The sequence below is a fragment of the Actinospica sp. genome, assembly GCF_035552695.1.
Taxonomy (GTDB): Bacteria; Actinomycetota; Actinomycetes; order Streptomycetales; family Catenulisporaceae; genus Actinospica.
Genome location: NZ_DASZKT010000180.1, coordinates 16,005 through 38,083, shown reverse-complemented (window position 1 = coordinate 38,083; position 22,079 = coordinate 16,005). Strand labels below are relative to the sequence as shown.

General features: G+C 68.7%; 20 protein-coding genes and 2 pseudogenes. 5 read left to right on the top strand and 17 right to left on the bottom strand.

Annotated features, from left to right (window positions below; all coding sequences use genetic code 11):
- Positions 1-199: 199 nt before the first annotated feature.
- The 7 genes from VG296_RS21175 to VG296_RS21145 form a co-directional block, all read right to left on the bottom strand.
- Positions 200-2,797: a discoidin domain-containing protein gene (locus VG296_RS21175; RefSeq protein ID WP_325568239.1), complete on the bottom strand. Its 2,598-nt coding sequence runs from the start codon at positions 2,795-2,797 to the stop codon at positions 200-202.
- Positions 2,798-3,399: 602 nt separating this feature from the next.
- Positions 3,400-5,043, bottom strand: a complete 1,644-nt coding sequence (locus VG296_RS21170; RefSeq protein WP_349259650.1) for a glycoside hydrolase family 13 protein — start codon at positions 5,041-5,043, stop codon at positions 3,400-3,402.
- A gap of 152 nt (positions 5,044-5,195) precedes the next feature.
- On the bottom strand, positions 5,196-6,089 hold the full coding sequence (locus VG296_RS21165; protein WP_325568235.1) for a carbohydrate ABC transporter permease: 894 nt from the start codon (positions 6,087-6,089) through the stop codon (positions 5,196-5,198).
- Positions 6,090-6,093: 4 nt separating this feature from the next.
- The gene (locus tag VG296_RS21160) at positions 6,094-7,044 is read right to left on the bottom strand and encodes a sugar ABC transporter permease (protein WP_325568233.1); all 951 of its coding nucleotides are present in this window, start codon (positions 7,042-7,044) and stop codon (positions 6,094-6,096) included.
- Positions 7,045-7,147: 103 nt separating this feature from the next.
- The gene (locus VG296_RS21155; RefSeq protein ID WP_325568231.1) at positions 7,148-8,530 is read right to left on the bottom strand and encodes an ABC transporter substrate-binding protein; all 1,383 of its coding nucleotides are present in this window, start codon (positions 8,528-8,530) and stop codon (positions 7,148-7,150) included.
- 222 nt (positions 8,531-8,752) lie between these two features.
- Positions 8,753-9,763: a LacI family DNA-binding transcriptional regulator gene (locus tag VG296_RS21150; protein WP_325568229.1), complete on the bottom strand. Its 1,011-nt coding sequence runs from the start codon at positions 9,761-9,763 to the stop codon at positions 8,753-8,755.
- Between the two features lie 124 nt (positions 9,764-9,887).
- Entirely contained in the window at positions 9,888-10,037 is a 150-nt protein-coding gene (locus VG296_RS21145) for a hypothetical protein (protein ID WP_325568227.1), read from the bottom strand.
- Positions 10,038-10,184: 147 nt separating this feature from the next.
- Between VG296_RS21145 and VG296_RS21140 the strand changes: the two are divergent.
- A pseudogene (locus VG296_RS21140) lies at positions 10,185-10,559 on the top strand (hypothetical protein); the annotation flags it as partial.
- A gap of 22 nt (positions 10,560-10,581) precedes the next feature.
- Here the strand turns inward: VG296_RS21140 and VG296_RS21135 are convergent.
- The 3 genes from VG296_RS21135 to VG296_RS21125 form a co-directional block, all read right to left on the bottom strand.
- A complete protein-coding gene (locus VG296_RS21135; RefSeq protein WP_325568225.1) occupies positions 10,582-11,328 on the bottom strand; it encodes a phosphotransferase family protein in 747 nt (248 codons plus the stop codon).
- 160 nt (positions 11,329-11,488) lie between these two features.
- Complete coding sequence (locus VG296_RS21130) at positions 11,489-11,971, bottom strand: SRPBCC family protein (protein WP_325568223.1); 483 nt, start codon at positions 11,969-11,971, stop codon at positions 11,489-11,491.
- Positions 11,968-12,297, bottom strand: coding sequence for a metalloregulator ArsR/SmtB family transcription factor (locus VG296_RS21125; protein ID WP_325568221.1), 330 nt, complete (start codon positions 12,295-12,297; stop codon positions 11,968-11,970). Before VG296_RS21125 ends, VG296_RS21130 begins: the two co-directional genes overlap by 4 nt.
- Positions 12,298-12,480: 183 nt before the next feature.
- On the opposite strand from VG296_RS21125, the gene VG296_RS21120 reads away from it, so the two are divergent.
- The 3 genes and pseudogenes from VG296_RS21120 (at position 12,481) to VG296_RS33270 (ending at position 14,157) form a co-directional block, all read left to right on the top strand.
- Entirely contained in the window at positions 12,481-13,053 is a 573-nt protein-coding gene (locus VG296_RS21120; protein WP_325568219.1) for a redoxin domain-containing protein, read from the top strand.
- Positions 13,054-13,059: 6 nt separating this feature from the next.
- Positions 13,060-13,558: pseudogene (locus VG296_RS33275) on the top strand (MOSC domain-containing protein); the annotation flags it as partial.
- Between the two features lie 197 nt (positions 13,559-13,755).
- On the top strand, positions 13,756-14,157 hold the full coding sequence (locus tag VG296_RS33270) for a 2Fe-2S iron-sulfur cluster-binding protein (protein WP_325568215.1): 402 nt from the start codon (positions 13,756-13,758) through the stop codon (positions 14,155-14,157).
- Positions 14,158-14,251: 94 nt separating this feature from the next.
- Here VG296_RS33270 and VG296_RS21105 read toward each other — a convergent pair whose 3' ends face one another.
- Entirely contained in the window at positions 14,252-14,506 is a 255-nt protein-coding gene (locus tag VG296_RS21105; RefSeq protein ID WP_325568213.1) for a Smr/MutS family protein, read from the bottom strand.
- A 167-nt stretch (positions 14,507-14,673) separates the two neighbouring features.
- Complete coding sequence (locus VG296_RS21100) at positions 14,674-15,585, bottom strand: helix-turn-helix transcriptional regulator (RefSeq protein WP_325568211.1); 912 nt, start codon at positions 15,583-15,585, stop codon at positions 14,674-14,676.
- Positions 15,586-15,764: 179 nt separating this feature from the next.
- Between VG296_RS21100 and VG296_RS21095 the strand changes: the two genes are divergently transcribed.
- Positions 15,765-16,706 (top strand): alpha/beta hydrolase, encoded by a 942-nt coding sequence (locus VG296_RS21095; protein WP_349259648.1) that lies wholly within the window; start codon positions 15,765-15,767, stop codon positions 16,704-16,706.
- A gap of 36 nt (positions 16,707-16,742) precedes the next feature.
- Here VG296_RS21095 and VG296_RS21090 read toward each other — a convergent pair whose 3' ends face one another.
- From VG296_RS21090 to VG296_RS21070, 5 genes are all read right to left on the bottom strand, one after another.
- Complete coding sequence (locus tag VG296_RS21090; protein WP_325568207.1) at positions 16,743-17,237, bottom strand: universal stress protein; 495 nt, start codon at positions 17,235-17,237, stop codon at positions 16,743-16,745.
- A gap of 39 nt (positions 17,238-17,276) precedes the next feature.
- Positions 17,277-18,791, bottom strand: a complete 1,515-nt coding sequence (locus VG296_RS21085; RefSeq protein ID WP_325568205.1) for an APC family permease — start codon at positions 18,789-18,791, stop codon at positions 17,277-17,279.
- Positions 18,792-18,967: 176 nt separating this feature from the next.
- A complete protein-coding gene (locus VG296_RS21080) occupies positions 18,968-19,585 on the bottom strand; it encodes an XRE family transcriptional regulator (RefSeq protein WP_325568203.1) in 618 nt (205 codons plus the stop codon).
- 9 nt (positions 19,586-19,594) lie between these two features.
- The gene (locus VG296_RS21075; protein ID WP_325568201.1) at positions 19,595-20,731 is read right to left on the bottom strand and encodes an FAD-dependent oxidoreductase; all 1,137 of its coding nucleotides are present in this window, start codon (positions 20,729-20,731) and stop codon (positions 19,595-19,597) included.
- On the bottom strand, positions 20,728-22,071 hold the full coding sequence (locus VG296_RS21070; protein WP_325568199.1) for an FMN-binding glutamate synthase family protein: 1,344 nt from the start codon (positions 22,069-22,071) through the stop codon (positions 20,728-20,730). Before VG296_RS21070 ends, VG296_RS21075 begins: the two co-directional genes overlap by 4 nt.
- Between the last annotated feature and the right edge of the window lie 8 nt (positions 22,072-22,079).

The window sequence follows — 22,079 nt, the reverse complement described above, 5'->3', positions numbered from 1 at the left end:
AGCTTGAACGTACTTAAGCTAAGTATAGTCATGCTAACCGAGGATCCTGCACTCTTGTTGACATTCCGCTTGCCGACTTGAGCCGATAATGGCCGCTGGCCTGGGGTTTGTCCCAGGCCAGCGGTTTGTCTCTCTGGCACACCTCACGATCCAGCGCGCCGTAGCTGCTTTTGCCGCTGTTGTTACGCGTAGACGTCTGTTACGCGTAGACGCCGAGCTCGGCCACCTGGGCTCCGTTCTGGACGTTGTTCGCGGTGAAGTTCAGCTCCACGTACCTGTCGTTGCTGCCCGACGGGAGCGTGATGCTCACATCGTTGCTGTTCGACGAGCTCCAGGTGTACGTCGCAGAGCCCACCAGCGTCGTCCAACTGCTGCCGTCGGTACTCCCCAGAACAGACAACGTCTGAGTCCTCGTCGGCCAGCCTGACGGCAGGGCGATGGTGACGCTGCCGAGTGCGTCGGAAGCGCCGAGGTCCACGGTCAAGGTCGCGGGCCAACTGCCGTCCGTGCTCTCCCAGTACGAACCCGTATTACCGTCGACCGCGTTCGACGCCGGAAAGCCGCTCGTCGCGGTGCTCGCGGTCACCGACTTGTTCAGTGCCAGGTCCGTTGAGCCGCCGCCGCTGCTACCCGTCGCGGTGCCGATCAGCTGCAGCGTCGCCGTTGTGGACTGGCTGCTTGCGACACTCAGCGTTCCGATGGTGGTGCCGGCGGCCGCCGGGGTGAAGGTCACGTCGACCATGCACCAGGACGCCGCGTCGGTCACCGCCGCAGCGTCGAGGCTCGAGCCGCAGGGATATGTCGGGTCCCGCTGCACGCTGAAGCCGCTGGAGGCGCTGATGGTGCCGAGCGTGGTGGCCGCGCTGGAGGTGTTCATGATCGCCACCTGCTGGGCCGAGGTACTCTGGCCGACGGTCGCGCCCTGGAACGTGGTCGGGCCGGGGTAGACCCACAGCGGGCTTGCCGTCGGCATCGCGCATGCGGTGGACGTGAAGCCCGAGTCGCCGCTGCCCTGGTTGAGGGTGAAGCCGGAGCCGCAGGTGAAGATCCCCGCATCGCCGACGCCGGTGGCGGTCGTTCCGCTGACCGTCGCGCTTCCGGGTGCCTGGTCCTGGAAGACGAAGGTGCCGACGTTCGTGACGGTGTTGTTCTGGATACTGACGCCGGTGACGCTGTAGCCGGTGTTCGGCGCGGTGAGTGTCGCAGAGCCCGAGTAGTGGTTCGAGTTCTGGAACATGAAGGCCTCGTACGGGCTGTCCAGGATCGTGTTGCCGGTGATGTTGATCGTCGAGCTCATATTCGCCTGCGCCGGGTAGATCCAGATCGCACCGGTGCCGTAGTCCCAGCCCGGGTCGAACTGCCCTGTTCGGACGAGTTCGTTGCCGCTGACGGTGAGGGTGCCGGAGAACGCCACGGCGCCGTAGTTCTGCGCGATCTCGATGCCGCCGCCGTATTCCACGGTGTCCTGGAGCAGGTTGTTCGTGATCTGATCACCGCTGCCGCCGCCGTAGACGCCGAGGTTGTTGGCGAGGTTCGGCGAGTCGACCGTGTTCTGGGTGACCGTGTCGGAGGTGTCGGCGTAGCTCTGCGACCACAGGGCGATGCCGTCGTCGCCGGTGTTGCGCAGGAAGTTGTTCTGGATGGTCGATCCGGTGACGGCCCCGTTGGCGGCGTCCAGGTTGATGCCGTCGGCGGTCAGGTCCTGGATGCGCATGTTCTCCGCGGTCAGGCCGGTGGCCGGCCCGAGGTCGAAGATGCCTGATTTCTCGTTCTGGATCCAGACCTGGTTGATCGTGGAATTGCTGAACCCGCCATTGAAGCCGGTGTTCGCCGAGGAACTGTTGTCCCGGGTGTCGACCTGGCCGAACAGTGCCAGATTCGAGACGTTCACGTTCGTGCTGGCCGGGTTCTGGTTGCCGCTGAACTCCACGTTCGAGCCGGTGAGCGTGGTGTACCACTCCCCCGCGCCCTCGATGGTCACGTTGTCGACGTTGAGCGGCGAGCTGACTTTGTACGTGCCCTGCGGCAGGTACAGCCCTTCGCCCGCCGAGGACGCCGCGTTGATGGCGTTCTGCAGCGCGCTCGTGGAATCGTTCGCGCCGGTCGGGTCGGCGTCGTAGGGCGCGGCGGTGGCGCTGATGTAGCCGGGAGGCTGGGCGATCGGGGCGACGGTCTCGAAGTCGGCCGTGTCGATCGCGTACCAGGGTGCGGCGTCGCCCGAGTCCACCTGGAGCTTGACGACGGTGCCTTGTGCGAGGGTCTGGGGGAAGATGTAGCGCACGTCGTTGTAGAAGTCGTGCGGCACTTCGGAGCCGGAGGTGCCTCCGGGCTCACCCACGCTCGGCGTGTTCGAGTACGGATACGCGCCGTAGAGCCAGGAGTAGTTCGAGGTCAGGCTCAGCGCGGTGCTGAGCGTCCCGCCGGCGTAGAGGTCCAGCGGCTCGGTCAGGCCGCCGCCGCTCGAGGAGTCGGGGATCGCATAGTGGATGTCGACGGCGTTCGCCGAGCTGGTGAGGGTGAACTGGACGTACTGGCCCTGCGCGGTGAGCTCGACGGCCTGGCGTCCGGTGGCCTCGGCCTGGAGGGTGCCGAGGCGGTATCCGGCCGGGAGGACGGTGCCGTTGGTGGTCGCGTTCGACGCGGCGAGGTATTCGGTGAACGGGACGGAGGCGCCGGGCGTGGTCGCGGCGTGCGCGGCCTCGGCGGTGGAGAGACTGAGCGGGGCTGCCGCAAAGAGTATTGCGGCTGTGACTGCCAGGAGCCGCTTGATACGGCTCCCGGCGCACAGTACTGACATGGTTGGGTTCCCTTCGCTGATCGCCATTGATCTTTTTCTCGGGAGTCGCCGGTCAGCCGAAGATCTCGAACTCCGAGATCTGTGCGGCGTCCCAGCCGGTGTTGCCGGTGACGGAGATCCGCAGGTAGCGCTCCTGGGTCCCCGCGGGCAGCGGGATCGTCACCGTGTCCTGACTGTTGGGGTCGAAGGTGTAATCCGTGGTGGGTACGAGTGTTGAGTAGGCGGTGCCGTCCGTGGATCCGAGGGCGGCGATGGATTCGGCGCGCGCGCCCCAGGTCGGCGGTCAGCGTCTGCGGCCAGGCCGCGCCGAACTCGACGTACGTCCCCTGGCCGGCGAGCCGTACGGCCTGTCGCCTCGGCCTGCAGTGAGCCGTATTGGAATTCGGGTGCGAGCACGGTGCCGTTCGGGTGCGCGTTCGTACTCGTCGCGGCGTTGTACTCGGTGAACGGGACCGACGCCCCGGCCCGGTCCGCGGAGCGCGCCGGGGCTGCCTGCGCGGATGCGCTGCCGGCCGCCCCGGCCGGCAGGGGAACGGCGAGGAGCGGCGCGACGAGAGCGCCGAGGAGGCGCGCGGAGCGCGAGGACGGTCTGCGCATCGCCGTCAACCGACTTTCAGCCAGGCCGCGCAGTCCGACGGCAGCAGGCCGCCGTCCGTCAGCGGCGAACTCGTGAGCAGGACAGCCTCGTGCGGGGGCAAGGCGATCGGTTCGGCGGAGAGGTTGACCACACACGCGGCCGTGTCACCGCGGCGGAAGGACAGGACCTCCTCCGCGGAATCCATCCAGCGCAGCGGATCCCGCTCGCTGCCGAAACCGGGCTCAGTGCGGCGCAGAGCCAGGGCACTGCGATAAAGCTCGAGCATCGAGTCCGGGTCGTCGAGCTGCGCCTGGACCGTGTACTCGGTCCAGGCGACGGGCTGCGTCGGAAGCCAGGGCTCCGCCTGGCGGTCCCCGGCCGTGCTGAACCCGAACGGCGGCCGCGCACCCGACCACGGCAGCGGCACCCGGCAGCCGTCGCGGCCCGGGTTCACCCCGTCGGTGCGCTCCCACATCGGATCCTGACGCAGCTCGGCCGGGATGTCCTCGACCTCCCACAGGCCGAGCTCCTCGCCCTGGTAGAGGTATGCGCCGCCGGGCAGCGCGAGGTAGAGCAGCGCCGCCGCGCGGGACCGGCGGGTGCCGAGCTCCAGGTCCACGGGACGGCCGTGGCCCCGGTCGTCGAAGTCGAAGGTGGTGTCGGCCCGGCCGTAGCGGGTGACGTGCCGGGTCACATCGTGGTTCGAGAGCACCCAGGTGGCCGGCGCGCCGACCGGCCGGTGGAAGACCACCGTCTGGTCGATCACCGCGCGCAGCGCCCGCGGATCCCAGGCGCACCGCAGGAAGGGGAAGTTGAACGCGGCGTGCATCTCCTGCGGGCGCAGATACTTCGCGAAGCGCTGCGGGTCGGCGATCCAGACCTCGCCGAACAGGACACGCGGCTCGTCGTAGGAGTCCGCGACGGCCCGCCACTCCTGGTAGATCTCGTGGATGCCGTCCCGGTCGTTGTACGGATGCGGCTCGCACGGCCCGGCGTCGGGGTCGAGGTCTGGCAGCAGCGGGTCCTTCATCAGCACCGCGGCCGAGTCGATCCGGAAGCCGTCCGCTCCGCGGTCGAACCAGAACCGCAGGGTCTTGACGAAGTCCGCGCGCACCTCGGGGTTCTCCCAGTTGAAGTCCGGCTGCTCCGGCGCGAACAGATGCAGGTACCACTGGCCGGGGGTGCCGTCGGGCTCGGTCACCCGGGTCCACGCCGGGCCGCCGAAGTAGGACTGCCAGTTGTTGGGCGGCAGGTCGCCGCCGGGGCCGCGGCCGGGCCGGAACCAGAACCATGAGCGCTGCGCGGAGCGCGGCTCGGCCCGCAGCGCCTCCTGGAAGCGCGGGTGCCGGTCGGAGCAGTGGTTGGGCACGATGTCGAGCAGGACCCTGATGCCGCGCTCGTGCGCCCCGGCGATCAGCGCGTCCATTTCGTCGAGGGTGCCGAATGAGGGTTCGATCTCGCGGTAGTCGGCGATGTCGTAGCCGGCGTCGGCCATCGGCGAGGGGAAGCAGGGGTTGAGCCAGATCGCGTTCACCCCGAGTTCGGCGAGGTAGCCGAGCTTCTCGCGGATGCCGCGCAGGTCGCCGATCCCGTCGCCGTTGCCGTCGGCGAAGCTGCGCACGTACACCTGGTAGGTGACCGCGTCACGCCACCAGGGGTCGGCGAGCAGTCCGGCCGGCGCGGCGGCCGTCGGGGCCGGCTGGGCAGGGGCGGTGAGGTGCGGAGTCAAGGCGTGGATCTCCTAGCTCTAGGCAGGGCGGTATCGCCGGACGGCGGTGCGGCGCCGCCCGTGCTCGTCGGTACGTACGGGGTTGTGCGGGCTCAGCCCTTGAGGCTGCCCGCGGTCAGGCCGGACATGATGTTGCGCTGGAAGATGAGGAAGAAGACGATCGTGGGCACGGAGGCGATGGCCAGGGCCGCGATCAGCACGTTCTGCGGCAGGCCGACCGCGAGCTGGTTGAGGCCGACGTTGACGGTCTGCGCCGAGGTGCTCGGGAGCACCAGCAGCGGCCAGAGGAAGTCCTTCCACACGTTGACCACCGCGAAGATCGAGACGACGCCCAGGATCGGCCGGGACATCGGCAGGATCACCGACCACAGCGCCCGCAGCGGGCCCGCGCCGTCGATCGACGCGGCGGCCAGCAGTTCCGCCGGGATCGAGTCGAAGAAGCGCTTGAGCAGCAGGATGTTGAAGGCGTTGCTGGCCACCGAGGGCAGCCAGATCACCCACGGCGTGTTGAGCAGGCTCCAGTGCAGGAACGGCAGGTTGTTGGCGGTCAGGTACGTCGGGAGCGCGAGCACCGTGGTCGGGATCATCATCGTCGCCAGCATGGCGAACATGATCGCGTTGCCGAATACCGGGCGCAGCTTGGAGAACGCGTACGCCGCCCCGATGTCGAAGACCAGCTGGAAGAGCAGCGCGCCGCCCGCGTACAGCGTGGTGTTCCACAGCAGCCGACCGAGGTCGCCGTCGGTCCAGGCGGTGGAGAAGTCGGACGGGTGAGGGTGCGAGGGCACGATGCTTGGCGGGACCTGGATGAGCTCCTGCGGAGACTTGAGCCCGCCGGTGACCATCCAGTAGAGCGGGAACAGGAAGGCGAGCGCGAAGAGCGCGATCATGATCGTGAGCGTGGACCAGTAGGCGGCCTTGCCGGCCGGCCGGCCGAGCTGCGCCCGGGAGATCAGGGTGCGCGAGGTGGATTCGATGGCGGCCATGGCGTCAGTCCTCCTCGACGGAACGGGCCAGCTTGAGGTAGACGGCGGCGAAGCCCATCAGGACCACCAGCAGCAGGATGCCGAGCGCCGAGGCATTGCCGTAGTTGTTGAAGTTGAAGGCGTAGTCGTAGATCTGGTAGACGACGCTGGTAGTGCCGTTCGAGCCCCCTGTGATGACGTAGGGCTCGAGGAAGACCTGCATGGTGTTGACGACTTGCAGCATCAGCATGAGCGAGAGGATCAGCCGGGTCTGCGGCACCGTGACGTGCCAGATCCGCTTGAGCACGCCGGCGCCGTCGAGCTCGGAGGCTTCATAGAGCTCCCCCGGCACGCCCTGCAGCGCGGCGAGGTAGATGAGCACCGAACCGCCCATGTTGGCCCAGGTCGAGAAGAGCACCAGGCAGAGCACGGCGAGCGAGTGCGAGCTCTGCAGCCACTGCACGTTCGGCAGGTGCAGTGCGGTGAGCACCTCGTTGAACATGCCGGAGTCGTCGGCGCGGTAGAACCACCGCCACAGGAAGGCGGCGGCCACCGGCGGCATCATCACGGGCAGGTAGACCAGCAGCCGGAAGTAGGACCTGGCGTGCCGCAGCTCATTGAGGACGACGGCGGTCAGGAACGGCACGACGAAGCCGAACAGCAGCGCGAAGAGGGTAAACAGCCCGGACGTGCGCCAGGCGGCCCAGAAGTCGGGGTCGGCCATGATGTGCCGGTAGTTCTCGAATCCGACCCATCTGGTGTCCCCGGCGAAGTTGGTCTTCTGGAAGCTCATGATCACCTCGCGGATCATGGGGTACCAGGAGAACAGCGCGAAGCAGAGGACCGCGCCGAGCATGAACAGGTAGCCGGTGCCGTGCCGCCGCAGACGGCGGCCGAGCGGAGCCTTGCGCCGGGTGCGGGCCGCGGCGCGGGCTTCGTGGGCAGTGGCCGCGGAGACGTTGATGATGGTCGCCATGGGTATCGGTCCCGTTCTTCGTCCGCCGACTCTCTCTCCTCGTGAATCCGCCGCCGTCCGCCGGGCCCGGGGTGCTGAAGAACCCGGCGGACGGCGGCAGGGCTTACTGCGTGTTCGCCAGGATGGTGTCGGCCTGGCTCGCGAAGGTGCTCAGCAGTTGCGTGATGTCCGCGTTCGGCTTCGTGAGGACGGCGAACATCGCGGCGTCGCCCTTCGCGTAGATCGCCTGCGCCTGCGGCGGCTCGATGAGCAGCTTCATCGTGGGCAGCGCGGCGACGTAGGCCGAGAAGTTGGCCGTCGGGATGTTCGCGTACTTGGCCTTGGCGGTCGCGTCCGCGTTGGCGACGGCGCCCTGCCACATGTCCGGCTCGGGCAGCCCGACCGGCTGAGCCTCGGCGGCCAGCCGCCGGTAGTCGAACTGGCCGAGGCCCGAGGTCTCGAACTCGTAGTTGATCCACTTGATGCCGGCCTGGATCTGCGCCGACGTGTCGTCCTTGTTGAACATGTAGCCGGAGCCGCCGAGGAGCGTGGCGCTCTCTCCGGGCATCGGGCCGACGGCGAGGTTCGTGTACGGGGTGTTGTACTGGCTGTGGATCGAGGTGAGGGTGCTCGGGTCGCCGACGTACATGCCGAGCTTGCCCGAGGCCATCATCTGCAGCAGGTCGTTGTACTGCAGGCCCTGGTTGGTGCCCATCACGTTGTCGGTGAAGCGCAACCTGTGCAGGTATTGGAGCACGGCCTGGCCGTCGGCGTTGTCGAAGTTCGCGGACTTGCCGTCCGGGCTGACCGCGGTGCCGCCGCGGGAGTAGAGCTCCGCGACGAAGTGCCAGCCGCCGGTGTTCTGGGCGCTGTAGTCGGCGTAGCCGATGTCCCCGCGGCCCAGCTTGGAGATCGCGATCGCGTCGGTCTCCACCTGGTCCCAGGTGGTGGGCGGCGAGTTCGGGTCCAGTCCGGCCTGCTGGAAGAGCGCCTTGTTGTAGACCAGACCGAGGCTGTAGTTGCCGGTGGGGATGCCGTACAGGTCGCCGGAGGACGAGTTTCCCTGGCGGTAGACGTTCAGCAGCGAGGACTGGATCGAGCTGTAGTCGTTGATCTGCTTCGCGTACTGCTGGATGTCCGCGGACTCCCCGGAGGAGATGACGTTGGCGGCGTCCGTGAAGTACGTGTAGAAGACGTTGTCCATCTTGCCGCTGGCGAGCTTGGCGTTGAAGGTCGCCGGGTCGTCGCAGGGGTTCGTGTCGTCGCTCTTGACGGTGATGTACGGGTAGAGCTTCTCGAAGGCCGTGACGTCCTTGACCCAGTCGGAGCGCGAGAGCGCCTTCGAGGTGGGCGGTTCGCAGCCGACTGAGATGGTCACCGGAGCGCCGGGCGTTGACCCCGCGGCTGCCGCGCTGTTCGAACTGCTCGCGCACCCGGCGGCGCTCGCCGCGACCGTGCAGGCCGCGAGAGCCGCGGCTATCGTCTTGCGTCGGTGGAAGACGTGCATACTCTGGTATTCCTCCTTAGGGCGGACCGGGCTGCGGGACCGCCCGGTCGCGGACGCGGTACGGCTTGAGGTTTCAACGAGTTTGCGGCCCGGCGGCCGCCGTGTTTCCGGCCGCCGAGGCGTAGCAGGGACAATACGAGCCCGGCCCCCACTTGTCCATGGCTCAGTGCAGAAAATAGAGAACTCGTCGTCGAAATCTTGCAGGAAGCCAAAAAAACACGACTACGCGCGGGGGCGGCGGGGGCCGGTGGAGGCCCGCACGATCAGCTCGGGCTCCAGCAGCAGTTCCTCGCCCGGCACCGCCTGCCCGTTGATCTGCGCGTCGAGGAGCTTCACGGCGGCGGCGCCCATCGCCCGCACCGGCTGGCGGATCGTGGTCAACGGGGCCTCGACCACGGACATGTAGGTCGAGTCGTCGAAGCCGACGACGGAGACGTCCCCGGGACAGGCGAACCCGCGCCGCCGGGCCGTGCGGATCGCGCCGAGGGCCAGGGCGTCGCTCGCGCACACGACCCCGGTCACTCCCTGGGCCAGCAGCCGGCCCATCGCCACGCCGCCGCCCTCCATCGAGAAGTGCACGTGCGCGACCAGCTCACGCCAAGACTGGTCTTCGGGGGAAGAGCGCACGTGGCGGACGTACGCGCCGAGCTTGCGGGCCGAGGGCACGTGCCCCTCCGGGCCCAGGATCAGCCCGATCCGCTCGTGCCCCAGGGAGGCGAGATGGGCGAGCGCCTGCTCGGCCGCCGCCTCGTCGTCCACGCTGACCCGGGCCACGTCGTCGTTCTCGTCCGCGGCGTTGACCAGGACCAGCGGGATCTCCCGCTCGCGCAGCTCCTTGCCGTACTCCGGCCCGGCGTCGGCGTAGCTGCCGCCGATGAACACGATCCCGGCCACGTCGCGGCGCAGCAGCAGCTCGATGTAGTTGGCCTCGGAAACGCCGTCCGCGGTGCGCGTGCACAGCGCCGTCATCAGGCCGAGCTTGACCAGCCCGATCGAGACCGCCTCGACCAGCGCGGGGAAGATCGGGTTCTGCAGATCGGGGACGACGAGGCCGACCAGGCCGTCTTTCGCGGTGCGGAACTTGGCCGGCCGGTTGAGGCCGAACACGTCGAGCGCGGTGAGCACCGCGGCCTTGGTCGCCGGCGCGATCCCCGGCTTGTCGCCCAACACCCGCCGCACCGTCGCCACGCTCACTCCGGCGAAAGCGGCCACATCCGCCAACCTCTTGGTCACGAACCCAGCGTACAGCGATCAATGCAAAAAGTGCCATGATCATGCAAGATCTCGGCCGAAATCCGGGGTCACCTGCCCGCTTCACCGGCCAAGGGCGGCATGGATTTGGACATGCCTCTTCCGTTCAGGATTCATCGCGGCTGATGGCCAGGGTGGCGAGGCCCGCCAGGATCCGCGGCAGGGTTCTGCCGGGGTGTTGTTCTCGCCGGTCGCTGATGCCGAGGTCAGCGCCGGGTTTGTCCGCGGCGAGTGGAGTACTGGAACCCTGCATCACGTCAGTGACGTCACCTACTCGCGGGGCGTGCCCAGCACACTCGCGTGCCGGAACTCAGATCGTCGGGACAGGTTCCGGAGTGCGGGCGAATAGGGCACTCCGGCCGATGGGAGCCACCAAGCGGCGGCGTTCAGCCACGCGCGGCAGGCGGCCTGTCGCCGACAGCGCCTGACCGCCGGTGCGCACCCGGAAGACCCCGCACTCGCCAAACTCATCGGCCGACTGACCATGGCCAGCACCGAATTCCACGCGCTATGGGCCGACCAGCGCGTCCAGGCGTGCGCTACCGCAGAATACGAACTACACCACCCCCAGATCGGCCGACTGACCGTCACCCAGCAGACGCTGCGCGCCCTGCAACAGCCCGGCCAGACCCCCATCACCCATACCACCGCACCCGACTCCGCCTCCTCTCACGCCCTGACCATGCTCGCCCAACTCGTCGGTGACGAGCCGGGGCAGAGCATTGACGCAGTGCGAGCCGCTACCTCACTAGCGGCCTCGTCCGTGACGGATCACTAGCGGCCGTCGGGCTCCGGCGGCCTCAGAGACGGGATCTCAGCACGTCGACCTCGCAGCCCGGCGAGGACGGGTCGAAGCCGTGCTCGACCAGCCAGCGGACCACCAGCAGGCTTCGCAACGACCACCACGCGCGGATCACCTCGAGGTCGACGTCGCTGCCGTAGCCGGCGACGACGTCGTCGAGGTGATCCTCGTGCCCGAGCGTCAACGTGGCGAGGTCGTACAGGGCGTCGCCCTGGCCGGCTTCGGACCAGTCGATCACGCCGGTGATCTCGTCGCCGTCGGCGAATACGTGGGCGATCTGGAGGTCGCCGTGCGTGAACGCCGGTGTCCACGGCCGGAGCGCAGCCTCGGCGACGCGGCGGTTGTGCGTCACCAGTTCGGTCGGAAGCACGCCGTTCGTGATGAGCCACTCGCATTCGCCGTCGAGCCGCGATGCGATCTCCTCGAGCCTCTGGCCGGGCCACGGCGGCAGCGGCGCGTCGTGCAGCATCCGTATGGCGGCGCCTGCAGCGGCCCATGCCGCAGGCGACGCGGTCGACGGCTCGCCGAGGCGGCCGAGCGCCGTTCCTGGGAGGGCGGCGAGCGCGAGCACGGGCGCCTTGCGCCAGAGGACTTCCGGAGTCGGGATCGGCGCCATGGCCATCGCCTCGACTTCGACGTCGGTGCGCTTCTGATCAGTGTCGATCTTTAGGAACACGTCGCCGACACGCAGGGTCGCGCGCTCGTTATGAGCGACGACGACCTCGATTTCCGCCACGTCGGCCATTGTCGCGGGATGGCCACCGATTGTCGCCGGATTAATCGCTGGGCGTCGAGGTCCTCAGAGCTCGTACGCAAGAACCACGCGTTGGCCAATGTCGGTGGCGTATGCGAAGACCTCTCGGGCCGACCCGTTCACGTCGGTGCTCGTGGTGACAGGCGGCATGTCAGCTGCCCTCGCCGAACAGGGCGCCGTACCGGGAGAGGTACAGCGGCCATCCGGCGTCGTTGCCGACGCCGTCGGCCACGGCCTGCCAGCCCGGGCCGTGCCGGTCGATGTTGCGATGCTCCAACTCCACCCGGGTGCGCCCCGGAGCCTCGGCGATGAATCGGACCTCGACCTCGCTGGTGTTCTCCAGCTCGGTCTCGATCTGCCACTGCGGGCTGATGTCCCAGCTGAACACGACGCGGTCCGGCGGCTGGTAGGCGAGGATGCGCGCCCAGCGGCACTCGCTGCCGTCGACGGCGCGGTCGTAGATGTGCCCGCCGACCCGGGGCTCGAAGACCGTCTCGGCGATCGGCGCCTTCAGCAGGTTGTGTTCCGGCGGCTTGAAGTCGCCGAACCGCTCGGTGAATACGGCGAAAGCCCGCTCGATCGGCGCCTGGACGACGATCTGCCGGCGGACCACTGTGCTCGTTGCCTGGCTCATGGCTTGTCCACTTCCTGATCTGGTTGTTCGACGAAGTCCTGGTAGTTGGCCAGCGCCCGGACCCAGAACGTCTCGAGCTGATCGCGCAGCGCGGCCACCCCGGCCGGATTGAGCCGGTAAATGCGACGGGTTCCCACCGCGCGCTCGGTGACCAGACCCGCCCCCTTGAGCACCTTCAGATGCTGCGAGACCGCAGGCCTGCTGACCGGCAGTTCGTCGGCCAGTTCACCGACCGCGCGTGGCCGCTCGGCCAGGCACGCGATGATCGCGCGCCTCGTAGGGTCGCCCAGCGCGCCCAGGGCGTCGCCGGATTGGTAAGTGTCCACGAACGGTAAGTATAGACTTACGGATAGGCGGCGGGTCAAGAGCCGGCCTCCACGAGGTGCGTCTCGACCGGATCGCCGCCCGACGGAGCCGGCCTTGTGGCGCAACCGGTGCGGCGGAGGCAGCCTGGTAGACGTGAGAGTTCCCCGACGACCCAGGGCCACGCCCGGAGACGGAGTTGCCCCATGCGTGCCGATATCGTGCCCGGTGCGGTGTTTCCCGACTACGAACTGACCGACCACGCCAAGACCCGGCGCCGCCTGAGCGAACTCCAGGGCGGTGATCCCATGATCCTGCTGCTATCCCGCGGGCACTTCTGCCCCAAGGATCACCAGCAGCATCTGCGTCTGGCGGCGCACTATCCGGAGATCGCAGTCGCGTACACGCAGATCGTCACGATCGCCACCGACAACATCTTCGAAATCAACGAGTTCCGCGCCTCGGTCGGGGCGCAGTGGACCTTTCTGTCGGACGCGGGCCGCAAGGTCCAGAAGGACCTGGACATCCAGGAGTACACCGACCCCACCCACGACCCGATGGTCCCGCACACCCTGGTGCTCAAGCCGGGTCTGGTCGTGCACAGCATCTACAACGGCTACTGGTACTGGGGCCGCCCGTCGGTCGAGGACCTTCGCCGCGACTTGCGCGAAGTGACACGCGAGATCCGCCCCGATTGGGACCCGACCCTCCCCGAACTGCGCGCCGCCTGGGATAAGGGCGACCATTCACGGCACTACCCGTACAAGCAGGGCGAGTAGACCCGGATGGCCGCGCTGGCCTCCGTGAACGTCGGGCTGCCGAAGGACGTCGCCTGGCACGGCAAGATCGTCCACACGGGTATCTGGAAGCAGCCCGTCGCCGCGCCCGTGATGGCGCGGCGGCTGAATGAATCTGGACGGCGACGGGCAGGGCGACCTCTCCGGGCACGGCGGCGAGCAGCGCGCCGTGCTGGTCTACCAATTGGATGCCTACAGCTACTGGCGGGAGCAGCTGAAGCGGGACGACTTCAGCTACGGCCAGTTCGGCGAGAACTTCACCGTGGACGGGCTCGCCGACGACGAGGTGCGCATCGGCGACCGCTACCGGATCGGCGAGGCCGTATTCGAGGTCACCCAACCGCGTGTCACGTGCTACCGCGTGGGGTTGCGGCTCGGGGAACCGCAGATGGCCGCGCTGCTCGTGTCTCACCATCGCCCGGGCTTTTATATGCGTGTTCTCACGGAGGGCCTGGTGCGCGCGGGAGATGAGAACCACCCAATCGCCGAAGAAGCGCGTGAGCTCCTCGCGCGGCTGCCGGCGGGCCGGTCGCTCATCTTCCACAGCCAACCGCGCAGCGTTGACCGGCCCCGGGTATCGACTACGCCCTGAGCGGGCGCCTCGACCTCGAGCGAATCCGCGAACTCGAACCGCCTCAGGACGCTGACGCCTACATTTGGCGACCGGCCGGGTTCATGCGGGACATGACCGCCGCCCTGGGGGGCTGCGGCCTGGCGTCCTCCAGGATCCACACCGAGGTCTTCGGAGCGATGGCCGCCACGAACCCCCCGCGTGCTGGCGGAACCGATTCGGGCACCTCACCAGCCAGCCCATGCCGCCACCGGGAACCCGGGCCCTCCGTATCCTTCGCCCGCAGCGGCCTGACCGTCCCCTGGAACCCGCGCCACGGGACGCTGCTCGAACTCGCCGAGGCATGCGACGTGCCCGTGCGCTGGTCGTGCCGCACCGGGGTCTGCCACACGTGCGAGACCGCACTGCTCGCAGGGCACGTCGACTACTCCCCCGAGCCGGTAGAACTCCCCGCCGACGGCAGTGCGCTCATCTGCTGCTCCACCCCGCCCACCGACGTGGTCCTGGACATCTGACCGCCGGCACGCGGCATCGAGGTCTTCCCCCGAATGGCTGCGGCCCGATCACGGGCCGGGAGCGCGCGTAGCGAGTGGCAGAACGCCTCGACGCTCACTTGTGCCGGAAGTGGACGAATACCCGGCCGAAGTTGTTCGAGTCCTTCTCCACCCGGTGATACAGGGCCTTGACGTCCTTGCGGTCGAGGTAGCGAAGCACGCGCTTCTTCAACTGCCCCGAGCCCTTGCCGGGAATGATCTCGACCAGCGGGGCTTTCTTCGCGACGGCTTCAGCCATGATGTCGTCAAGGGCACGATCGATCTCGATGCCCTTGTCGTAGATGTCATGCAGGTCGAGCTTCAGCTTCATCGTCCGACCTCTTCTCCATCGTCCCGTCTGTCACCGTACAGGAACGATGCCGTGATCGCCGCTGGTGAAGGTCCACCACGGCTGCTCCCAGGCTGTGGCGCGAATGTTGCCTGCGTCGCGCTGTTGCTCGCTACGGCTTCTTACGGTTCTTGCACTTTCCTCGGGGATCAGCGGTCGGGTTGGCGGTGCGCGGTTCTGTAGCTGTCGGGAATGATCCGCTCGCCGGCGTGGTCGGACCACTGAAGCAGGAAGCGCAGGGCCTGTTCGGACCCGGAGTCCGGCCGCGTGGTGTAGGCGACGAGAAACTGGTCCGGCTGCGTTGCGACGGTCAACTGCTGGACGTCCAAGGTGAGTGGCCCGGCTACGGGGTGGTTGTACGTCTTGGTCAGTTGCCGGGGTCCGCGGACCGATCGGGCGTTCCACCAGGTCTTGAAGTCCGCGTCCTTCGCGTTCAGTTCCTCGACCAGGGCGCTCAGGATCCGGTCGTCGGGGTGGCGTCCTGTCTCCATGCGCAGCACTGACACGCATTCCCGGGCAGAGCGCGCCCAATCGGCGTAGAGAGCCCGGTAAGGGCCGTGAAGGAAGGTGAGGCGGATCAGGTTGCGCTCGTCCGGGCGCAGCGCGCCGAAGTCGGTGAGCAGGGCTGCGGCCGCCCGGTTCCAAGCGAGTACTTCGTGGCGGTAGTCGAGGATCATCGCGGGGATCTCGCGCATGGCGTCGAGCAGTTCTCGCAGTTGCCGGCCGACCTGGTGCCTGGCAGGGGGCCCGGCGGGGGCCGCCTCGGTGACCTCTGCCAGGGCGAAGAGGTAAGAGCGTTCGTCAGGGGCGAGCTCCAGGGCATCCGCGAGCGCGTCCAAGACCGCCCGGGAGACCCGGCGGGTCCTGCCCTGCTCCAGGCGCACGACGTAGTCCGGGCTCACGTGCGCCAACTGGGCCAGTTCCTCGCGGCGCAGGCCCGGCACGCGGCGCAGGCGGCCGTCATCCACCAGCCCCGCCCGGCTCGGGTCGAGCGCGCCGCGGCGGGCACGCAGGAATTCGCCCAGCTCACTGCCGGGAGAGGAAACGCCGCCGACCGTCATGACTCGAGTATCCGTCCCGCCACGGCCGCGCGCCTGGTACTGGCCTGCCTAGGCAACACCCTCCCTGGTACGCCGGGGCATGGCCGACCACGCTGGTGAAGGTGATCGATGGTCAACAGCGGTCGCCGAAACCCACGACACGGCGGGCCCATCCCCCATCTGCGAGCGGAGAACACACCATGCTGACGAATGTCACATTTCCCAGCGCCGGACTGAACCTCGCCGGACACCTCTACACCCCTGAGAACGCCGGGGGGCCTTGGCCCGCGATCGTCGTGAGCCATCCCATGAGCGCCGTGAAGGAGCAGGCCGCCGGCCTGTACGCCGAACAACTGGCGCGCGCGGGGTTCGTGACGCTGGCCTTCGACGCCGCCTACCAGGGCGAGAGCGAAGGCTCGCCGCACCTGCTGGAGGATCCGGCCCACCGATCGGAGGACATCAAGGCCGCCGTCACCTTCCTGAGCCTGCGCGAGGAGGTGGACCCCGAGCGCATGGGCGCGCTCGGGATCTGCGCCTCCGGCGGCTACCTCGCCCCGGCCGCGGCGACCGATCACCGGATCAAGGCCGTCGCCACGGTCAGCGCCGTCGACACGGGCGAGTTGTTCCGCAGAGGTGTCGGGCGCACGCAGGACCCGGCGATCCTGCAGGGCATGCTCGACGCGGCCGGCGCCGCGCGTGACGAGGAAGCTCGAGGCGCCGCGCCCCGGTTGGCGCAGATCCACCCGGACACCGAGGAGCAGGCCCGAGCCCTCGGCCAGCACACGTACGACGGGTGGGAGTACTACCGGACAGCGCGTGGCGGGCACCCGCGGTCGGAGAACTTCTTCGTGCTCCGCAGCATCGACCTGATCGCACAGTTCACAGCCTTCGAAACCATCGCGCTGATCGCGCCGCGACCGCTACTGATGATCGTCGGCACCCGGGCGGCCACCGCCTACCTCAGCCAAGAAGCGATCGAGAAAGCCCGGGAGCCCAAGGAGCTCTACTGGGTCGATGGTGCGACACACGTCGACCTCTACGACAGGAAGCAGTACGTACCAACCGCGCTCACCAAACTGACCGACTTCTTCGCCAACCACCTGAATGCGCAACGCGCCTCGTCACGTAAGCAGCCGAAGTAGCCGGGCGCTCGATGACGGGGTGATCGTTGAGGGCGATCACTGGACCACGACGGCCTCACCGCGCAGGCGGCGACGCAGTTGCGCGGCGAGGCTGCCTTCAATCAGGTGTCGGAGACCGTGGGGCCCGGGCAGATCGAGGATCACGGTGGTGGTACCGACGGCACGGGCCGTGCGGGCGATGGCGCGGGCTTCGGCGCGGGTGATGGCGATCTCGCCATGGGCCGGGGCGCCGCTTGCTTCGAGGGCTGCGATGGCGGCGGCGATCGCCGCGCGGCCTTGTTCGCGCTCACGGGCGGTCGGGAGCAGTCCGGGGTGCGGGACGCCGAGGCCGCTGCCGTGGATGCGCAGCACGGTCATCACCGTGACCGGGCTGCCGTCGGCCGCCTCGACGGCACGGGCGACAGCGTCGGGCGAGGGCGCCGCAGACGTCTGGGAGACGACCAGCAGCGCACTGCTCGGCGGCGGGGCCGGACCGGTGCGGCGCGGGGCACGGCGAAGAAGGGGAATGGGGACGGACGGGCTGCGTAGCATGGCGTCGCACATCCTCTGTCGTTCTGTCTGGGCGGCGGGCTAGGCCTCGGCAGCCAACTCCGGGACCTCCGGGGCCCCGGATTCCTCGCTCGCGGTGCGCCCGAGCCTGCGGTCCGAATAGACCCGCCACCAGTAGAGCGGGAGGTAGGCCAGCAGGATCGCGAGACCGAGGAAGAACAGCCGCTCGCTGTTCTCCCCGACGACCAGCCTCGGGCTCTGCCAGCCGCCGTAGGCCCAGATGAACGCGAAGGTGATCGCGATGCCGAGAGCGACCCACTTCGACCACGTCGGCAGCCGTACCGGGCGCGGCAGGTCGGGGCGGAAGTGGCGGTGCAGGAAGTAGCCGAACAGTGCCACCGCGATCGAGGACAGGTATCCCATGTTGGAGAACACGTAGATGCGCACCGGCGAGCCGAAGAAAAGCACTGCGATCGACGCGACCGCATTGAAGGCCATCGCGCGGGCCGGCGTGCCGTGCCGGTTCACCTTCATGAACCAGCGCGGGAGCATCCCGTCGTGCGCTACCTGGTAGAGCGAGCGGGCCGAGCCGGCGATCGCGTTGAGCACGGACAGGGCGAGGGCGATGATCAGGGGGATGCCGAGCGCATACTGGACCACTTCGGCGTGGCTGCCGAAGAGGGTCGACACCACCTGGGTGTACACGGTGAGCGGGTCCACGTTGGCGGTCGCGCCGATCACGCCGACGATGACGACGGCGGTGAGCACGAACGTGAACAGGCCGTAGCCGCCTTCGATCGACATCGCTATCTTCGCGTCGCGGGTGGGCTCACGACACTCGCCGATGTAGCAGGCCGCAGCCTCCATCGCGAGCACCGACCAGGTCATCACGAACGCCCACGCGACGAAGAGCGCGAAGCCGCCGTGAACGCCGTGCGGCAGGTGGAATCCGGTGACGGCGGCGAGGTGGAATTTCGACGGGCGCGCGAGCGGGAGCAGGATGAACAGCGTCAGCGGGACCATCGAGGCGATGCCCATGACGGCGGCGAACCTGGCGCCGAACCTGATGCCGAGGTAGCAGGGCACGAACATAATGACGATCCCGATCACCGCGACGATCAGTGTCGTGAGACCCACCGGAGAGCCGATGGAGCCGAAGACCTGCAGCTGGTGCCCGGCGGGCAGATGGAAGAGCTCGACGATGTACGCGGCGGCCAGGATCATGTTGATCGGCGCGACCGGGAACCAGCCGAGCCAGTAGGCCCAGGCGGACAGCCCGCCGGCGTGCGCGGCGGTGCGCGGGCCGAGCGGCTTGAAGGTCTCGTAGGCGTAGGAGGGCAGGCCGCCGGTGCGGTGCGGCATCATCGCGGCGAGTTCCGCGAGCATCAGGCACAGCACGACGCCCATCGCGGTCAGGATGGCTATGAGCGGGATCGCGGCGGCGCCGAGCCCTTGGACGGCGGCCGGGTCGATCCCGGTGACCAGGATGGTCCCGGCAAGACCGATCGCGAAGGCGCCCTTCCAGTCGGTGTGGCGGGCCAGTTCGCCGGTGCCGATGTCAAGCTGCGAGTCGGGGGACGTGGAGATCTCGGACATGGTCTGGCGCACCTCCGGAAGGCTGCGGAAAGTTTCCTTAGAGGAGACTTCATTGCACCGGAGTGAACCGTCCGGCTGTTTCCGACTGCCGCCCGGATGGTTAACGCACTGCTACGACGGGCGCTTATCAGGCCCCGGAGTTCCAGGTCGCCCCGCGGCCGGCCGCGCCGCCCCGGCTACTGCGCCCCGTCCCCGTACGCGGTGATCGACAGGAATCTGATCGGCAGCTTGAGTAGCTGGTCGGGGCCGTGCGCGCCCTCGCCGTCGAACTGCAGCGCGTCGCCGGGGCGCATGGTGTAGCGGGCGCCGCCGTGGCCGTAGACCATCACTCCTTCGAGCATGTAGATCAGCTCGGTGCCGGAATGCTGGAAGAGCGGGAAGACCTCGCTGGACTCGGTCAGCTCGACCAGCAGCGACTCCATCCGCTTGTGCGGGCCGCGCAGGCCGCCGAGCAGGGTGTAGTCATGACCGACCCGGCTGCCCCGGCGCACGATGCGGGCGCCGTGTCCGGCCTCGACGAACACGGCCTCGCGCTCGTCGTCGAGGCCGCGGAACAGGGCGGTGACCGGCACCTCGAGGCCGCGTGCGAGCCGGGAGAGCGTGGTCAGGCTGCATGCCGTCTGCGCGTTCTCGATCTTGGAGAGCATCGCCTTGGAGATCCCGACACGCTCGGCCATGTCGCCGATGGACAGGCCGCTCGCACGGCGGTGCTCGCGGACCCGGATGGCGATGATCTTCTCGAGGGCCTGCTCGTCGTCGAGCTGCGGCTCGTCGTCCAGGGGTGCTTCGTCCATCCCCGCAGTTTATTGCCGCGGCAGGGCGAAGCGGGCGGGCGGTCCGGCGCGGCGTTCGGCGAGGTCCGCGGCGAAGGCACCGACGAGCGGGGCGAACTTGGCGCCGTGGCCGGAGCAGGGGCTGACGATGACGTAGGGGCCGTGCCGGTCGAGGATGAAATCGTCGTTCGGGGCGAGGGTGAACAGGCAGCTCGCCTCGGCGACGGGTTCGGGGGCGAGGCCGGGCAGCCGGGTGCGTACGTACTCGCATACGGAGTCGCGGGCCACGGGGTCGATCACACCGTCGCGCGTCGAGGCCGTGGTCGTCGGGCCGCCGTCGTACCGGGCGACCTTGACGGCGGGTTCCGCTCCCCCGTCGCGGCCCGACGGGAGGCCGTAGATCTGCACCGGGCCCTTGTGCACGAAAGTGGGCCACCGCGCGGCGGGGTCGCGCTGCCGGAAGTGGAAGATCTCCTTCTGGACGACGGTCAGCGGCGGGAGCACCAGCGGGCCTTCGGCGGAGACGGCGAGGTGAGGGACGAGATCGGCGAGCCACGCTCCGGCGGCGAGGACGAGAGTGTCGGCGGTGAGGTCTACGCGATCATTGATGACACGGACTCGGCCCGAGCCCAGCAGTTCCGTCCCGGTCACGCGCGTGCCACCGAGAACGACCGCGCCGAGTTCGACCGCACGTCGCACGCACGCGGCGATCGTGGCGTCGGGATCGAGCGTTCCGGCTTGTGCGTGGAAGATGACCGGACCGTCGAATCGCATGAACGGCCAGCGTTCCTGCGCCCGCTCGGGCGTCAGCACCTCGTGCTCGACCCCGGCCCTGGTCATCGCGGCGGCCAATACCCGGGGGTCGCGCACGCGCGGGTCGCCGGTGTCCACGGCCCCTGTCATGTGCAGCAGTGCGCTGCCGCTGTCGAGCTCGAGTTCACGCCAGCATTCGGCGGCGCGACCGGTGAGCTCCGCATAGAAGGGGTCCGGGTAGGCGCGGCGGAATATACGTTCACTGCCATATGAGCTTCCGTTGCGGTGACCGATCTCGAAGGCTTCGATGAGCGCCACCGAACGGCCACGGCGGGCCAGGGACCAGGCCGTCGCCGCGCCCATCAACCCGGCGCCGAGGACCGCGACCTCGACCTCGACATGCCGGGCGCTCAATATCCCGCTCCGCGCAGGCCCGGGATCCAATCCGTTCCGGCCAGCGGCACCCGCGCCATCGCGGCGGACTCCACGGTCAGCGCCACCAGATCCTCGGGCTCGAGGTGCTGCAGGTGCGCCTTGCCGCAGGCCCTCGCGATGGTCTGCGCCTCCATCGTCATCACGCGCAGCAGGTTGGCGACGCGCCGCCCGCCCTCCACCGGGTCCAGCCGCGCGGCCAGCTCAGGGTCCTGTGTCGTGATCCCGGCCGGGTCACGGCCCTCCTGGTAGTCGTCGTAGTACCCGGCGGCCGAGCCGAGTTCGGCGTACTCGGCCTGCCAGCGCGGGTGGTTGTCGCCGAGGGCGATCAGCGCCGCCGTGCCGATCGCGACCGCGTCCGCACCCAGGGCCATCGCCTTGGCCACGTCGGCGCCGTTGCGAATGCCGCCCGAGACGATCAACTGGACCTCGCGGTGCACCCCGAGCTCCTGCAGTGCCCGGACCGCCTGCGGAATAGCGGCGAGCGTGGGGATGCCGACGTGTTCGATGAACACCTCCTGGGTGGCCGCGGTCCCACCCTGCATGCCGTCCACCACGACCACGTCGGCGCCCGCGTGCACGGCGAGTTTGACGTCGTAGTACGTGCGGGTCGCACCGATCTTGATGTAGATCGGCTTCTCCCAGTCGGTGATCTCGCGCAGTTCGATGATCTTGATCGCCAGGTCGTCGGGCCCGGTCCAGTCCGGGTGCCGACAAGCGCTGCGCTGGTCGATGCCGATCGGCAGCGTACGCATGGCCGCGACCCGGTCGGTGATCTTCTGTCCGAGCAGCATGCCGCCACCGCCCGGCTTCGCGCCCTGGCCGAGCACGATCTCGATCGCATCGGCCTTACGCAGGTCGTCCGGGTTCATGCCGTAGCGTGACGGAAGGTACTGATACACCAGGTGCTTGGACTGGCCGCGCTCCTCCGGGGTCATGCCGCCGTCGCCCGTGGTGGTGGATGTGCCGACCTCGCCGGCGCCGCGGCCGAGGGCCTCCTTCGCGTTGGCCGAGAGCGCGCCGAAGCTCATGCCCGCGATGGTCACCGGGGTCTCCAGGCGCAGCGGGTGCTTGGCGTTGCGGGTGCCGAGCACGACGTCGGTGCCGCAGCGTTCGCGGTAGCCCTCCAGCGGGTAGCGCGACATGCTCGCACCGAGGAACAGCAGGTCGTCGAAGTGCGGCACGCGCCGCTTCGCTCCCCAGCCGCGGATGTCGTATACGCCGGTGGCCGCGGCGCGCTGGATGGCCGCGATGGTGGCGCGGTCGAAGGTGGCTGATTCGCGCAGGCCGGACGAGGACGGGTCGAGGGAATGGTCGGACACTGATTCCT

Coding starts and splice junctions, on each gene's coding strand:
- VG296_RS21175 (WP_325568239.1), bottom strand. CDS start 2,797: ATGTCAGTACTGTGCGCCGGGAGCCGTATCAAGCGGCTCCTGGCAGTC.
- VG296_RS21165 (WP_325568235.1), bottom strand. CDS start 6,089: ATGGCCGCCATCGAATCCACCTCGCGCACCCTGATCTCCCGGGCGCAG.
- VG296_RS21160 (WP_325568233.1), bottom strand. CDS start 7,044: ATGGCGACCATCATCAACGTCTCCGCGGCCACTGCCCACGAAGCCCGC.
- VG296_RS21155 (WP_325568231.1), bottom strand. CDS start 8,530: ATGCACGTCTTCCACCGACGCAAGACGATAGCCGCGGCTCTCGCGGCC.
- VG296_RS21135 (WP_325568225.1), bottom strand. CDS start 11,328: ATGGCCGACGTGGCGGAAATCGAGGTCGTCGTCGCTCATAACGAGCGC.
- VG296_RS21130 (WP_325568223.1), bottom strand. CDS start 11,971: ATGAGCCAGGCAACGAGCACAGTGGTCCGCCGGCAGATCGTCGTCCAG.
- VG296_RS21120 (WP_325568219.1), top strand. CDS start 12,481: ATGCGTGCCGATATCGTGCCCGGTGCGGTGTTTCCCGACTACGAACTG.
- VG296_RS33270 (WP_325568215.1), top strand. CDS start 13,756: ATGACCGCCGCCCTGGGGGGCTGCGGCCTGGCGTCCTCCAGGATCCAC.
- VG296_RS21105 (WP_325568213.1), bottom strand. CDS start 14,506: ATGAAGCTGAAGCTCGACCTGCATGACATCTACGACAAGGGCATCGAG.
- VG296_RS21100 (WP_325568211.1), bottom strand. CDS start 15,585: ATGACGGTCGGCGGCGTTTCCTCTCCCGGCAGTGAGCTGGGCGAATTC.
- VG296_RS21095 (WP_349259648.1), top strand. CDS start 15,765: ATGCTGACGAATGTCACATTTCCCAGCGCCGGACTGAACCTCGCCGGA.
- VG296_RS21090 (WP_325568207.1), bottom strand. CDS start 17,237: ATGCTACGCAGCCCGTCCGTCCCCATTCCCCTTCTTCGCCGTGCCCCG.
- VG296_RS21085 (WP_325568205.1), bottom strand. CDS start 18,791: ATGTCCGAGATCTCCACGTCCCCCGACTCGCAGCTTGACATCGGCACC.
- VG296_RS21080 (WP_325568203.1), bottom strand. CDS start 19,585: ATGGACGAAGCACCCCTGGACGACGAGCCGCAGCTCGACGACGAGCAG.